Consider the following 14528-nt stretch of genomic DNA (forward strand, 5'->3'; position numbering starts at 1 on the left):
GTGGCTCGAGCGCTGAATGTCCTTACTGTAGGCGAGGCGCTTACCGACATCATCTGCACCCGAGATGGACGGTGGGAGCATCCGGGCGGCTCGCCCGCGAACGTCGCGCTCGGCCTCGCGCGGCTCGGCGTGCCGACGTCGTTCCTCACCGCGCTCGGCCGGGACGCGCGCGGCGAGGCGATCGCCGCCCGCCTCGCGGGGGCTGGCGTCGAGATCCTGCCCGAGTCGTGGTCGCTCGCCTCGACGTCCACCGCGAGCGCCCAGATCACGGACGACGGCGCAGCCCACTACGAGTTCGACCTCGCCTGGGAGCTTCCCGCCGAGGTTGAGCTTCCGGTGGCGGACCACGTCCACGTCGGCTCGGTTGCGGCGTTCCTCGCCCCGGGCGCCGATCGGGTGGAGGAGCTGGTCCGGGAGTTGCGCGAGGTCGCGACCGTGAGCTTCGATCCCAACATCCGCCCCGCCCTCGTCGGCCCGGCCTCCCAAGCGCGGGAACGGTTCGAGCGGCTCGCGGCCCTGGCCGACGTCGTCAAGCTCAGCGACGAGGATGCGCAGTATCTGTACCCGAGACTCGAGGTGGGCGAGGGGGCAGGCGCCATTCTGGCGCTCGGCCCGCGCGTCGTCGCCCTCACGCTCGGCGCGCGAGGTTCGCTGCTCGTCTCCGGCAGCGGCAGCGTGGAGGTTGAGCCGGTTCCGACGACTGTCGTCGACACCGTGGGCGCTGGCGACAGCTACATGTCCGCACTGCTCCACGCCCTGCTCGCGGCGGACCGGCCGCGCCTCGAGCCCTCGGGCTCCGACGAGCTCGCTGCGGCCGGCGCCTACGCCGCCAGAGCAGCCGCCATCACCGTTTCGAGGGCCGGCGCTGAACCGCCCGCCCTCCTTGAAGAACTGAGCCGATGACTTCAACCACCACGCGCGACCGCTACCGGCCGCGCCTGCACTACACGCCTGCCCGGAACTGGATCAACGACCCCAATGGGCTCGTGTTCCACCGCGGCGTCTACCACCTCTTCTACCAGCACAACCCGTTCGGGACCGACTGGGGCAACATGTCCTGGGGCCACGCGACCTCCCCCGATCTGCAGAGCTGGACCGAGCAGCCGGTGGCCATCCGCTGCGATGAGTCCGAGTCGATCTTCTCGGGGAGCGCTGTCGTGGACGAGTCCAACACGTCTGGACTCGGCGACGGTGTGGCGCCGCCGATGGTCGCGGTCTACACGAGCGCCTATGGGCCGTCGTCGCCCCGGCCCGGCGTCCAGGCCCAGTCCCTCGCCTACAGCCTGGACGAGGGCCAGACGTGGACCAAGTACGCGGGCAACCCCGTCCTGGACCGAGGCTCGGCCAACTTCCGCGACCCGAAGGTGTTCCGGTACGAGGGCCCGGCGGGGGCCTATTGGGTGATGGTCGCTGTCGAGGCGGAGGAGCAGCGAGTGCTCCTGTACAAGTCGGCGAATCTGATCGACTGGGAATTCCTGAGCGACTTTCGCATGGCGGCCCCTGGGATCGGCGTGTGGGAGTGTCCCGACCTGTTCGAGCTGCCCGTCGACGGCGAGCCGGGACGAACCGCGTGGGTGCTCGTGGTGAGCACGAACCCGGGCGGGGTGGCCGGCGGGTCCGGGACGCGGTACTTCCTCGGAGAGTTCGACGGCGTGCGATTCGCCGAGATTCCGGGCAGCCGGTCCTGGCTGGACTGGGGTCGTGACTACTACGCAGCCGTCTCGTTCAATGGCCTGCCAGCTCCCGACGCCGGGCCCGCCCGTCGCGTCATGATCGGGTGGATGAACAACTGGGACTACGCCGCGGCGACCCCGACCGACGCGTGGCGCAGCGCCATGTCGCTGCCGCGGGAGCTCGCGCTCCGCAACCTCGACGGACGTCTGCGGCTGATCCAGCGGCCCATCGTGCCGCCGTCGTCCGATCCAACCCAGGCGCCCAGAGTGGTGCTGCCGCGCGGCGAGGCGTGCCGGGTGCGCGTGGGTGCGTTGCCTGGGGGCTCCTTCGGCGTGCGGTTCGGCTCGGGCGACGGCGACGCAGCGATTCTCGCTGTCGATGCCGCGGCCCGCGAGGTGCGGCTCGACCGGACCTCGTCCGGGCTCGTGGACTTCCATGAGGGCTTCGCGTCGGTTGAGCGCGCGCCGCTCGACACTGTCGACGGCCGCGTCGAGCTCGACGTCTTCATCGACGCCTGCTCGCTCGAGGTCTTCGTGCAGGGCGGCCTCGCGACGATCACCGACCTCGTGTTCCCCCGCGGGGAGCAGCTCGAGATCGAGGTGTTCGCCGACTCGGAGGCGACGGTGGACGTGTTCGAGGTCGGGCGGCTCTAGGCCGGGTTGCTCCCAACTGCGAGGCGCGGGGACATCTCCGCAGCCTGCCGGAGCGCCTCGATCATGCTGCGGACGTCCACTATGCCCTTGCCCGCGATGTCGAACGCCGTGCCGTGGTCCACCGAGGTGCGGATTACCGGAAGCCCCACGGTGATGTTGACGCCCTCCTCGATGCCCAGAACCTTGACGGGGCCGTGGCCCTGGTCGTGGTACATGGCAACGATCAGGTCGTAGTCGCCGCGCCCGGCCAGGAAGAAGGCGGTGTCGGCGGGAAGCGGTCCCCGGGCATCGATGCCGTCGGCCTGGAGCCGCTCGATGGCCGGGACGATCTTCTCCTCCTCCTCGCCGTAGCCGAAGAGGCCGTTCTCTCCCGCATGCGGGTTGATGGCGCAGACTCCGATCTTCGGCTGCGCGACTCCTGCCCGCTTCATGGCCTCGTTGCCACGACGGACCGTGCGCTCGACCAGCCCTGGCTCGATCATGCGGATCGCGTCGACAAGGCCGACGTGCGTGGTCACGTGGATGACCTTCACCTTGGGCGTCGAGAGCATCATGGAGACCTCGTCCACTCCCATGAAGTGGGCCAACAGTTCGGTGTGCCCCGGGAAAATATGCCCGGCTTTGTGCAGGGCAGCCTTGTTGAGCGGGGCGGTGCAGATGCCCTGGACCTTGCCGGCCATCGCGAGCTCGCACGCGATCCTCACGTAGTGGTACGCGGCGTTGCCCGCCTCGGCGGATTCCTGTCCCCACGGGAGGTCCTCGGGCAGGAGCTCCGGGTCGATGACGTTGATCCGGCCAGGAGTGAAGTCAGCCTCTTCGACGCCGGAGACCGTGGCGATCTCGGCGGTGGCACCGAGCGCCTCTGCAGCGAGACGCAGCCGGCGGGCGTCCCCGATCACGACCGGGCGGCTGTCCGCGTAGGCACCGGGGTGGATCAGGGCGCCTACGGTGACCTCCGGTCCGACCCCGGCGCCGTCGCCCATGGTGACGGCGAGGTAGGGGCGGTCATCGTTCTCATTCGTCATGCGGACCTCCGGAGTTTCTTCTGGGTCGTGGATTGTCCCGTGCAGCTGGATTGCCCGGTAGAGCTCGGCCAGGGCGAGCGGGTCCCCGAAGCTGCCGGGCTTCGTGGCGACGAGCCTGCCGTCGTCTGCCGTGCTGACCACGGCGCCGTGCTGGACCGCGGTGTGCGGGACAAGGGAGGAGATGCCGAGGGCATTCAGGACTTCGCGGGCGGTTTCCCCGCCGGTGAGGATGAGGTCCGTGGGGAGGGCCCGTTGGGCCTCCTGTGTCAGGCGCACGAGCTGGCCGACGATCTCCGCGGAGCGAGCGGGATCGATTGGGGCGGCGACGGTGAGCGCAACGCACCGGCCTCCGGCGAGGGATTCGCGGATGATCTTCGCCCCTTCCTGCCCTGAGGAGAGGTCGACGACGTCGAATCCCGCCTCGGCGAGATGCGCCACCTGCCGTCGGGCTACTGGGGAGGCCGAGCCGACGACGGCGAGGACCGCACCCCGGCTGTTCCGGCTGGAGCGTGGGCCGAGGTCGGCGGGAAAGTGCGCGGTGTGCGCAGTTTCCTCTGCGAGGCGCCGCGCCAGGAGGCCTGCCAGTTGGCCCGTCCCGGCGAGGGCGATGGGCCGGTCTGAAAAGAAGTCGAGTCCCAAGAGCGTCTCGACGACGGCGCCGAGGTCGGCGTCGGTCTCCCCGTCCACGACGGCGATGACGGGGCCCGGGCTGCGAAGCGCAGCCCTGAGCCGGTCGGTGAAGTCGGCGGAGCGGACCTCGTCGAGCTGAACAAACCGGACGTCGGCGCCTGCAGGGAAGAGCTCGCCCAGGTCCTCCGGGGGACGCCGCGATTCGGCGGCCCAGAGCCGCGAGCTGTGGAGCGGGCGGCCCTCCACGAAAGGCTTGGACGCCACGACGGTCCTCTTCATGGCCGGGAGGGCGCCGGCCAGCACCACGTGGTAGCCGAGTTCCCCCAGGGCCGACAGCTCGGGTCCGAGGTTTCCTCGCCAGAGAGAATCAGTTTTCTTGAAGACGAGCGCTCCGCCGCCGAGCTGGGTGACACCGGCCTTCACGACAGTCTTCACTGCAGCCCGTGCGGCGTGCGCGGAGGCGCCGCGGCTATGCGTGTCCACGACGGCGACCTCGCACCCACCGCCGGCGGAATCCGGAAGGCGCGCTTCCGTCGTCGTCAGCATGATGCGCACGGAGAAGCCCTGGGCGGCGAACTGGTGGCCGACTTCGGCGGCGCCTGAGAAGTCGTCCGCCTGGACCAGAACCGTGGGTGAGAGCAGCATCATCCTCAAGCATGACAGACTTGCGTGAAACGCGCAGTATTGTTTGCGTGATCGCGCATGACCCGGAGGGACTCGGATGACAGCGGCGAAGGCCAGACGAGACGAGATCTACCGATTGGCGGCCACCGCGGGCCTCGCCTCGGTCGAGGAACTGTCCCAACGGTTCGACGTGACAGCATCGACCATCCGCCGCGACCTCGCCCTGCTGCACGAGCAGGGCAAGCTCGCGCGCACGTACGGCGGCGCGCTCGCCATTGGCGCGCATCCTGAGGCCTCCCTGCGCCAGCGGATCGGGCAGGCCTTCGAGGAGAAGCAGGACATCGCCCAGTGGGCAGCCACGCGGGTCAAGCCGGGGGAGTCGATCCTGCTTGATGGCGGATCAACTGTCGGTGCCCTCGCCCATTCCCTGCAGGGTCACGACGACCTCAGTGTCACCACGCCTGCGCTCAATGTCGTGCAGGAACTGGCCGACTCGCCCGGCGTCCGCGTGGACTGTCTGGGGGGCCGTTTCCGCAGCGTCAGCCAGACGTTCGTTGGCCCGTTGGCCGAGGCGACGCTCGAGCGAATGACCTTCGACCGGGTCTTCCTCGGCGCCGACGCCGTCACCGCGGACGACGGCATCTGCGAAGCAGACCACAGTCAGACCCGGCTCAAAGAGCTGATGGCGCGCAGGGGCCTCCACGTCTACGTGCTGGCGGATTCCCGCAAGCTGGGGCAACGGCCATTCCATGCCTGGGCCCGCCTTCCCGTGCCGTGGACCCTTGTGACCGACGACGGCGCCGACCCGCACCAGCTTGCGCTCTTCCAATACGCAGGAGTCGCCGTGGCAGTGGTCGCCGCGCGAGGCTGAGATGCTGGGCGTAAAGAGGGCGTCAAAATTCGGTCCCCCTGCGTTCGGGCTGCGTTAAGGACAGCGGCCGCCCGGCTTGCCCGGTGCTCTGATGGTCTTGGCGATCGGAGGGACTGGGATGGACGGTCCGTTGGTGCTGCTGGACGATGTCGGGGCGTTGCGCCTCTACGCCTCGGAGGCCGAACTGGCCGAATCGGGGGAGGACCCCGGCTCGACGCGCTGCGTGATCGGCCGGCACGGCGAGTACTTCCATCTGCTCTCGGACCCGGACGGTCGTCTCCATCTGAGCCGTCAGATCGGCACCGTCGCTCATGAGACCTTGTGGGAGCACCTGCGGCGCCAGCGCGAAGTCGCCCCCGAACTGCACCGGATCCTGCGACGGTTCCCCGAGTCGCGAGAGGATTTCCTCGCCGAGCTCTTCGAGGAGCTGAGCCTTGAGGCGCCGGGGGACCAGCGGGCGTGGACCGTCTCCTCCCACGGTCAGGTGTGGCATTGTCAAGGGCTTGATGGGGTGGACCGCGTCGTCGTCCAACGTGACGGCGTTGCGGAGGGCAAATTCGTCGTGCACGACCCCTATGGGCACTCCTACGTCCCGCGGGTTCTGAAGCACGGACCACTCGCCCGTCGCCTGCACGGCCGGCCCCTGTACGTGGAGGTGGTTGGGCAGGAATGATGTGACGCCATGAGCACCCTGACGTCGGCCGAGCGGGACGAGATCGCGGCTGCCAACGCGAGCGGGCACCGAACCGTGGTCTTCATCCACGGCCTGTGGCTCCTCTCGAGCAGTTGGGACCGCTGGCGTCGCCTCTTCGAGGATAACGGCTATGCCACGATCGCTCCGGGCTGGCCCGACGACCCACGCAGCGTGGAAGAGGCGCGGGAACACCCCGAGGTTTTTGCCAGGAAGATGGTCGGGCAGGTCACCGAGCATTACCTCGAGGCAATTGACCAACTGGAGCATTCACCTGCGGTCGTCGGCCATTCGTTCGGCGGATTGATCGCGCAGAAGATTGCAGGCGAAGGCCGAGCATCGGCGACGGTGTCGATCGACAACGCGCCGTTCCAAGGCGTTCTGGCGCTGCCGCCATCGTCCCTGAAATCCGCCGCGCCCGTCTTGGCCCATCCGCGGAGCCTCACCCGGGGAGTGGCGCTGACGTTCGAGCAATTCGTGTACGGGTGGGCCAACAACCTCGACGAGGCCGAGGCGCGCGAGCTCTACGATACGTACCACGTGCCTGCGTCCGGCGTTCCACTGTTCCAGGCCGCCACGGCGAACCTCAATCCCTTCACTGAGACCAAAGTGGACACCAAGAATTCCGGGCGCGGACCGCTCCTGCTCATTTCCGGGGAGAACGACAACACCGTCCCCTCGGCCATCGTCGAGGCCAGCTACAGGATTCAGTCCAAGAACAGCGGCGTCACCCGCCTCGAACGGATTCCCGGCCGCGGCCACTCGCTCATCATCGATTCGGGCTGGCGGGAGGTTGCCGACGTCGGGCTCGAGTTCATTCAGGAATTCGCGCCGGCGGTGTTATGACCGTTCCTCGCCATCTGTCCGCCCGTGGCCACCCCGGCCGTCCCTGAGGGGCATAACCGTCCCGCAGCACCAACGGTTATGCCACTTTCAGACGGTCGAGGAGCCGAGGGACGGCCAACCGTGCGGGTTTTCGACGGCGGCCTTCTCGCCAAGCCCCTGATTGTGCGGTTCACTGGGGACATGCGGTCTATCTGGAAGGGCGCCATCAGCTTTGGCCTGGTGAGCGTGCCTGTGAAGGTGTACAGCGCCACCGAGGATCATGACCTGAAGCTCCACCAGGTCCACAACAAGGACAAGGGCCGGATCCGGTACCAGCGCAAGTGCGAGGTGTGCGGGGAGACGGTCGAATACGGCGACATCGACAAGGCGTACGAGGAGGGCGGCCGCACTGTGGTGCTCACGGACGAGGACCTCGAGTCCTTGCCCGTCGAAAAGAGCCGCGAGATCGAGGTTGTCGAGTTCGTGCCCGACAATCAGATCGATCCCATGCTCTTCGAGAAGAGCTATTACCTCGAGCCCGAGAAGGTCGGCGCCAAGCCGTATCAACTCCTCCGGCAGACCCTCGAGCAGACAGAACTGACCGCCGTCGTTAAATTCGCTCTGCGGCAGAAGAGCCGCCTCGGAGCGCTCCGCGTCCGCGGGAATGTCATGGTGCTGCAGGCGATGCTGTGGCAGGACGAGGTACGCGAGGCCGAATTCCCCATCCTGTCCGAGGCCGTGAAGATCTCAGACAAGGAGCTCAAGATGTCGTCTTCCCTCGTCGAAAGCCTTTCGACCGATTTCACGCCCGAGCAATTCACCGACGAATATCAGCTGCAGTTGCGTCAGCTCGTCGAGGCGAAACTCGAACAGGGCGAATCCGTGGACACGGAGGCAACCTTCGGCGAAGCCCCCGAGGAAGAGGGCGGAGGTGCGGAGGTTCTCGACCTCATGGAAGCGCTCCGACGCAGCGTCGAAAGCCGGCGGAAGGGCGCGAAGGCCGCCAAGGACGGCGACGAGAAGGAAGAGGCTCCGGAGGAGAAGCCGGCGCCGAAGAAGCGCACCCGCAGCGCGGGGTGAGCCCTCAGCTCGGTGCCACGGCGATCGTGATGTCCTCGACATTCGGCAGCGCGCGCTCGAGGCGGTGATGGGCTTCGCGCCGGATCCCGTCTGCGTGGGTCACCGTGGAGTCCGGCGAGATGATGACGACGGCGGTCCCGTGGATCCGGTGGCCGATCCACCTCAGTTGGAGCTTCTCGATGCCCATCACTCCCGGGGTGTCTTCGAGCGCGTGCTCGGCGCGGTGGACCAGATCCGGCTCGATGCCGTCCATGAGCCGCCGGCCAAGGCTCTTGATCGTGCCCCACAGCAGGACGAAGATCGCCGCGCTGATGAGCAGGCCCACGATCGGGTCTGCCAGTGGGAATCCGAGCATGACGCCGATCGCCCCCACAACCACTGAGAGCGACGTGAACCCGTCGGTGCGGGCGTGAATGCCGTCCGCGACGAGCGCAGCGGAACCGATGCGCCGGCCGACGTTGATCCGGTACATCGCCACCGCCTCGTTCCCTGCGAAGCCGATAACGCCGGCCGCAGCGACCCACCACAGGTTGCCGATCGGCTGCGGATTGAGGATACGCTCGATCGACTGCCACGCGGCGACGATGGCCGATAGGGCCACGACGATAATGATCGACAGTCCCGCCAAGTCCTCGGCCCGGCCGTAGCCGTACGTGTAGCGCTTTGTGGCCGGGCGGCGCGCGAGAATGAACGCGATCCACAGCGGCACGGCGGTGAGGGCGTCGGAGAAGTTGTGCACCGTGTCGGCGAGCAGGGCGACCGAGCCGCTGATGAGGACGACGACGAACTGCAGCACCGTCGTCGCCAGCAGCCCGAAGAGGCTGATCTTCAGGGCGCGGACGCCCTCATGGCTTGCCTCGAGGGCGTCGTCGATGGAGTCAGCTGCGTCGTGGGTGTGGGGGACGAAGAACTCCTTGAGGGTGGCCTTCCAACCGGTTCCGTGATGGTGATCGTGGTCGTGGTCGTGGTCGTGGGGATGGTCATGCCGGTGCTCATGCGTGTGCCCATGGTCGTGATGCGAATGCGTGGAGCTCATGCCGTCACCCCCTCCGCCCGGTCCGCGTCCGCATGGTGGTGGCGGGGAATGCCGTCGAGAGAGTGTTCGGCCTGGAAGATCGCGTCGGAGACCATCTGGGAGGCGTGCTCGTTCGCCAGGCGGTAATAGGCCCGATTCCCGTCCTGACGATAGGAGACGATGCGCGCCAGGCGGAGCTTTGCCAAATGCTGGGACACAGCAGCCGGTGCTTTGCCGACGGCCTCCGCGAGGCTGTTCACCGACAGCTCGTCGTGCTCTCGCAGGGCGAGGATGATCCTCACCCGCGTGGCGTCGGCGAGCATCGAGAACACTTCGACGGCGAGCTCGACGTAGGGGGAATCGAGGCTCCGCCCACACTTCTGCCTATCTGCATTCATATGCAGATACTAACTCTTCTCCGCGTTCAGCCGAGTGACGGCGAACGCGAGGGCAAAAGCAGTGAAGGCAATATCGAGTGCCATTTGGAGCGAGACTGTGGCCCTGCTGAGGGCACCGACGGCGGAGATGGTGCCCGTCCCCGCCGTCGTCAGAGTCCCGAGCGTGAAGTAGACGGCATCGAGCTTCGACAGGGGGCCGCCCGCGAAGTTTGCCGCTTCCCCGATGGCCCAGTACGCGTAGGAGAAGCCGAGCAGCAGGAACAGGAACGCGTTGGCCAGGGTGACGAGCACGCGCCAGAGCGGTTGTCCGCTCGTCCTCCCGACGGAGACCGCCATCCATGTCCACTGGATGATGCCGACGAAATAGACTGCAGCCTCGACGGGATCGGCCACCGGCGGATCTTCGCGGATCGGGTCGGACACGAACCGAGCCCAGCCCACAGCGAGGACCACGGCCCAGAGGATGGGTGAAGACGCGGTGCGCCGCACGAGCGTGGTGTACGTTTGGAAGCGTGGGCGGCTTTTCACGTGACGAAAGTAACTCACCCCGAGGACGGACGTTACCTGCGAGGACGCACCTTTCAACCCCGTGAAAGGTGCGTCCTCGTATCAAAGGTGCGTTCTCGTATCAAAGGTGCGTCCTCGCGTGCTAGTGCCGCGCCCGCAGAAGAACTCGACCGCCGTCGACCCTTGCCTCGTAGCTGGGCTCGGGAGCGGCGGCTGGCCCGCGCACCACGGCGCCGTCGGCGAGGCGGAATTGGCTGCCGTGCAGGGGGCAGGTGACGCAGCCGTTCTCGATGGTGCCCTCGTTGAGGGAGCCTCCGGCATGCGTGCAGACGTTGTCGAGCGCGACGATGCGACCGCCGTCGCGCATCACCATGACCTCGACGCCGCCCACGGTGGCGAGCTTTGGCTTGCCGTCCTCGAGGTCGCTCTCGGCGAGGACGTCCGTCCACTCGGTGGGGCCTTCGTGCCAGGCCGTGCGGCTGACCTTGACGCCCTTCGAGTAGGCGAGGTGGCCGCCGAGGTAGCCGCTCGTGAGGAGGATGCCGAGGCCGGCGAAGGCCAAGCCGCAGCCGGCTCGCCGCATCCCGGCCTTCCGCGCCACGAGGGAGACGCCGTAGAAGCCGAGCGCCGTCACATTGAGGGTCGCGTGGGCGACACCAATGCGGCCCGCGCCGTCGAACGTATCGGCCCAATCGTTGAGGCCGGCGGCAGCAGTTGGGACGGCGGCAACGAGGCCGGCCGCAACAAGAACGTCCGCGGCCTTCTCTGAGGACTCCCCGCCCGCCAAGTCCAGCAGCGAGGCCATGCTCCAGGCGCCGATCGGGATGTCGGTGAGGACCGGATGCAGCGGGTGGCCGGTCGGAATGCCGCTGAGCAGGTTGCGGACAAGGCGCGGCTTGAGCGCGGCCTGGGTGACTTTGCGGACCGGTTCCCCGATGGTGTCGAGGAATGACCACCGCTCGAGGCGGCTGACGGCGTCGTCCAACAGGTTCATCGCGTCCTCCCGGTGCTTGGCTCAGTGTCGGAGGAGAGTTACCCCGCCGGGCTTGATTGACCCACGGGCGGCGCGGGTAGCGGGCGGACATGACCGAGAACGACCAGACCCCCACCGAGCCCGACGAGGCGATGAGCGAGAACACGTACAAGCCGGGCAACCCCTACGACGAGCCCCGCGACGCCGCCGACCAGGCGAACGACATTCGCTTCAGCGAGGAGGAGCAGCTCATCCGCGAGCAGATCCACGGCAACATGCCGGACAAGGACGACGTCCCCTCCGGCGTGCCCAACATGGATCAGGCGGCAGCAGGGATCGACGTCCCCGACGCCGATATGCGCGGTGGCGACGCGAGTGACGATCCCACCTTCTACGGCAAGGAAGAGTGATCAGCCGGCGAGCAGCTCGGCGAGGCTGAGGGCGCGGCGGCCGGTGAGACGTTCGACGTCGTCCGTCACCTCGGCGAGCTGGCCCGCCGCGATCGCGGTGTAGGTGGAGACCCAGGCGTCGTACTGCCATGGGGGCGCCGGCCACTTCTTCCGCGACTCGTAGGCCTCCGGAACGGTCTCATTCCGAAAGCGGAAGGGCCGGTTGCGGGCCTTCGCGATGATCGCCGCAGCCTCGGTGAGGGTGAGAGCTTCGGGGCCCGTGAGCGTGTACGCAGTCTGCGCGTGCGCTCTCGGGTCCCGGAGAATTGCTGCTGCCGAGCGGGCGACGTCGGCCTGCGCCACCGCTGAAACCCGCCCCTCGTCTGCGGGGCCGCGGATCATTCCTTCCGGGCCGCCGAAGTCCTCGAGGAAGTCGAGATAGATGTTGTCCCGTAGGAACGTGTAGTCGAGGCCAGCGGCTTTGATGTGCTCCTCGGTGTGGAAATGATCGCGCGCGAGGGTGAAGACCGCGTCCGGCGCGGCCCCCATGAATGAGGTGTAGACAATCTGCCGGACTCCGGCCGCCTGGGCGGCGTCGATGAAGGCCTTGTGCTCGCTGAGACGGTCCTCGTTCTCCCTGCCCGACACCATGAACAGCGTCTCGGCACCCTCGAGCGAGCGCTGGCAGAGAGCGCGGTTGCCGTAGTCGCACGGAAGGACGACGGCGCCCGGCAGCATGGGCGCGTTCGCTGGGGTCCGCGCGAGGAGACGCAGCGGGAATCCTGCCTCGGCCAGAATCCGGGCGACCTGACTGCCGACGGTGCCGGTGACGCCGGTGATCGCGAGCGGGGGAGGGGTGGTCATGGGTGGATGCTACGCCGTAAAGATCCCGTTAACCCCCGGCTCCACCTCTGCCTTTGACGGGTAGGCTCCCAGCCCGTGACTACTTTGAGCAGGCCGCCGGCAGAGCCGAGAGCGGAGAAGAAGTCGAGGGGCGGGTCGTTCAAGGCTTGGCTCCTGCATGACCTGCATCAGGCCCAAGCCCTCCACCAAGGGCCGCACGCAATACCCCGCGGACACGAGAAGAAGCACTCCTGGTGGCAGGTCATGTGCCTCACTGGCGTCGATTACTTCTCCACCCTCGGGTACCAGCCCGCTATCGCAGCCGTCGCCGCGGGCGTGCTCTCCCCGCTGGCCACACTCGTCCTCGTGGCGGTGACCCTCTTCGGCGCCCTGCCGGTCTACCGCAGGGTCTCGGTCGAGAGCCCTCACGGCTCCGGATCGATCGCGATGCTGGAGCGGCTGCTGCCACGCTGGGGCGGGAAGTTCTTCGTTCTTGCCCTCCTCGGCTTCGCCGCCACGGACTTCATGATCACCATGACCCTCTCCGCCGCCGACGCCGCCGCCCACCTCATCGGAAACCCACTCATCCCCGGATGGCTGCAGGGCCAGAACATCGTCGTCACCCTCTTCCTGTTGGCCCTGCTGGCCGCAGTCTTCCTCCGCGGCTTCAAAGAGGCCATCGGGGTCGCCGTTGTCCTCGTAGGCCTCTACCTGAGCCTCAATGCTGTGCTCGTCTTTGTCACCCTCGCCCAGGCACTGACCCACCCCGTCCAGGTCAACGACTGGTGGCAGGCACTGCAGACCTCCCACGGGAATCCGGTCCTGATGCTCGCCGTCGCCGTCCTGGTCTTCCCCAAACTGGCCCTCGGCATGTCAGGGTTCGAGACCGGCGTCGCGGTCATGCCCCAGATCAGGGGTGATGCAAGCGATACCGAGGACCGCCCTACGGGGCGGATCCGGGGCACCAAGCGCCTGCTCACCTCGGCGGCCGTCATCATGAGCGCCTTCCTCATCACCACGAGCTTCACCACCGTCGTCCTGATCCCTGAACAGGAGTTCCAGCCCGGCGGGGCGGCCGACGGCCGCGCGCTCGCGCTCCTCGCCCACGAGTACATGGGCCTAGCCTTCGGCACGGTCTACGACCTGAGCACCATCGCGATCCTCTGGTTCGCGGGCGCCTCGGCCATGGCCGGGCTGCTGAACCTCGTGCCCCGCTACCTGCCCCGCTACGGCATGGCGCCCCAGTGGACGAAGGCCACCCGCCCCCTCGTCCTCGTCTTCACCGCGATCGGCTTCCTCATCACCCTGATCTTCGAGGCGAATGTCGACGCTCAGGGCGGCGCCTACGCGACAGGCGTCTTGGTCCTCATGACCTCCGCCGCGATCGCCGTCACCCTCTCTACCCGCAAGCGAAAGCAGGGCCGCCTCACCATCGCCTTCGCGATCATCTCCGCGGTCTTCGTCTACACCACGCTCGCGAACATCGTCGAACGGCCCGAGGGCATCCAGATCGCCGCGATCTTCATCGCGGGCACGATCGTGATCTCCTTCATCTCCCGGGCAAGGCGCTCCTTCGAGCTGCATGCCACGAGCATCCACTTCGACGAGAAGGCGATCGAGTTCGTCGCCTCAGCGGAGTCCGGGCCGCTCCAGATCATCGCCCACGAGCCACTCCGGCTCACCGCTCAGGCCTACCGGGACAAACTCGAGTCCGCCAGCGAGGTCAGCCACCTCCCCCTGGACGAGAACGTCCTCTTCCTCGAAGTCATCGTCGATGACTCCTCGGACTTCGAGACCGATCTTGAAGTCCATGGCGTCCTGCGCCACGGCTACCGCGTCCTCGAGGTCCACGGGCCTGTCATCCCCAACACCATCGCCTCGGTCCTGCTCCACATCCGCGACGTCACCGGACTCATGCCGCACATTTACTTCCGCTGGACCGAAGGCAATCCCGTGCGCAACCTGCTGCGCTTCATGTTCTTCGGCGAAGGCGAAATCGCCCCCGTCACTCGGGAGGTCCTCCGCCAAGCCGTCCCGGACGTCACCCAGCGCCCTTGGGTCCACGTCGGCTGACTTGGAACGCAGCGCTCCCATGGACATCGGAGAATGGTGGCCGAAACTGCGGCCCGAAACGCGCAACTGGCTCATCGAGCACAATGGCGAGGAAGTCCCCTCCTCGGTGCTCTCCGAAATCACCGCGGTGGCCGGGGCCGATTCAGGCGACGAGTCCTGGATCGGCGAAAAGTGGCCGTCAGGGGTACTGCTGTCGGATGCGGCAGTCGACTGGATCGAAGAGGTCGCAAACGACGAGAACCCCAGCTGAAATGCTG

At 67.5% G+C, this 14528-nt stretch carries 15 protein-coding genes; 9 read left to right on the top strand and 6 right to left on the bottom strand.

The window, feature by feature from the left end; translation table 11 throughout:
• Both E5679_RS07215 and E5679_RS07220 read left to right on the top strand, forming a co-directional pair.
• Positions 1-903 carry a carbohydrate kinase family protein gene (locus E5679_RS07215; RefSeq protein ID WP_138414406.1) on the top strand — a complete coding sequence of 301 codons (903 nt, stop codon included), beginning with the start codon at positions 1-3 and terminating at the stop codon, positions 901-903.
• Positions 900-2327: a glycoside hydrolase family 32 protein gene (locus E5679_RS07220; protein WP_138414407.1), complete on the top strand. Its 1428-nt coding sequence runs from the start codon at positions 900-902 to the stop codon at positions 2325-2327. Before E5679_RS07215 ends, E5679_RS07220 begins: the two co-directional genes overlap by 4 nt.
• Here the strand turns inward: E5679_RS07220 and pdxA are convergent.
• Entirely contained in the window at positions 2324-4627 is a 2304-nt protein-coding gene (gene pdxA / locus E5679_RS07225; protein WP_138414408.1) for a 4-hydroxythreonine-4-phosphate dehydrogenase PdxA, read from the bottom strand. The genes E5679_RS07220 and pdxA overlap by 4 nt on opposite strands.
• Positions 4628-4703: 76 nt before the next feature.
• Between pdxA and E5679_RS07230 the strand changes: the two genes are divergently transcribed.
• The 4 genes from E5679_RS07230 to ku all read left to right on the top strand — a co-directional run bounded on the left by E5679_RS07230 (position 4704) and on the right by ku (position 8073).
• Positions 4704-5477: a DeoR/GlpR family DNA-binding transcription regulator gene (locus tag E5679_RS07230; protein ID WP_138414409.1), complete on the top strand. Its 774-nt coding sequence runs from the start codon at positions 4704-4706 to the stop codon at positions 5475-5477.
• Between the two features lie 118 nt (positions 5478-5595).
• Positions 5596-6150 (top strand): hypothetical protein, encoded by a 555-nt coding sequence (locus E5679_RS07235; RefSeq protein ID WP_138414410.1) that lies wholly within the window; start codon positions 5596-5598, stop codon positions 6148-6150.
• Between the two features lie 9 nt (positions 6151-6159).
• A complete protein-coding gene (locus E5679_RS07240) occupies positions 6160-7014 on the top strand; it encodes an alpha/beta hydrolase (protein ID WP_138414411.1) in 855 nt (284 codons plus the stop codon).
• Between the two features lie 120 nt (positions 7015-7134).
• Positions 7135-8073 (top strand): non-homologous end joining protein Ku, encoded by a 939-nt coding sequence (ku, locus tag E5679_RS07245; protein WP_420821059.1) that lies wholly within the window; start codon positions 7135-7137, stop codon positions 8071-8073.
• Positions 8074-8077: 4 nt separating this feature from the next.
• Here ku and E5679_RS07250 read toward each other — a convergent pair whose 3' ends face one another.
• From E5679_RS07250 to E5679_RS07265, 4 genes are all read right to left on the bottom strand, one after another.
• Positions 8078-9109 (bottom strand): cation diffusion facilitator family transporter, encoded by a 1032-nt coding sequence (locus E5679_RS07250; protein ID WP_138414413.1) that lies wholly within the window; start codon positions 9107-9109, stop codon positions 8078-8080.
• On the bottom strand, positions 9106-9486 hold the full coding sequence (locus tag E5679_RS07255) for an ArsR/SmtB family transcription factor (RefSeq protein WP_138414414.1): 381 nt from the start codon (positions 9484-9486) through the stop codon (positions 9106-9108). Before E5679_RS07255 ends, E5679_RS07250 begins: the two co-directional genes overlap by 4 nt.
• 9 nt (positions 9487-9495) lie before the next feature.
• Entirely contained in the window at positions 9496-10014 is a 519-nt protein-coding gene (locus E5679_RS07260) for an ion channel (protein ID WP_138414415.1), read from the bottom strand.
• Positions 10015-10135: 121 nt separating this feature from the next.
• On the bottom strand, positions 10136-10987 hold the full coding sequence (locus tag E5679_RS07265; protein ID WP_138414416.1) for a Rieske (2Fe-2S) protein: 852 nt from the start codon (positions 10985-10987) through the stop codon (positions 10136-10138).
• An 89-nt stretch (positions 10988-11076) separates the two neighbouring features.
• On the opposite strand from E5679_RS07265, the gene E5679_RS07270 reads away from it, so the two are divergent.
• Positions 11077-11376, top strand: a complete 300-nt coding sequence (locus tag E5679_RS07270) for a hypothetical protein (protein WP_138414417.1) — start codon at positions 11077-11079, stop codon at positions 11374-11376.
• Here E5679_RS07270 and E5679_RS07275 read toward each other — a convergent pair whose 3' ends face one another.
• On the bottom strand, positions 11377-12219 hold the full coding sequence (locus tag E5679_RS07275) for an SDR family oxidoreductase (RefSeq protein ID WP_138414418.1): 843 nt from the start codon (positions 12217-12219) through the stop codon (positions 11377-11379). It abuts the gene before it with no gap.
• Positions 12220-12294: 75 nt separating this feature from the next.
• Here E5679_RS07275 and E5679_RS07280 point away from each other — a divergent pair, with 75 nt between their 5' ends.
• Complete coding sequence (locus E5679_RS07280; protein WP_138414419.1) at positions 12295-14271, top strand: APC family permease; 1977 nt, start codon at positions 12295-12297, stop codon at positions 14269-14271.
• A 19-nt stretch (positions 14272-14290) separates the two neighbouring features.
• A complete protein-coding gene (locus tag E5679_RS07285) occupies positions 14291-14521 on the top strand; it encodes a hypothetical protein (protein ID WP_138414420.1) in 231 nt (76 codons plus the stop codon).
• Positions 14522-14528: the final 7 nt, after the last annotated feature.

Origin of the sequence: Sinomonas gamaensis (assembly GCF_005876955.1) — a bacterium.
Lineage (GTDB): Bacteria > Actinomycetota > Actinomycetes > Actinomycetales > Micrococcaceae > Sinomonas > Sinomonas gamaensis.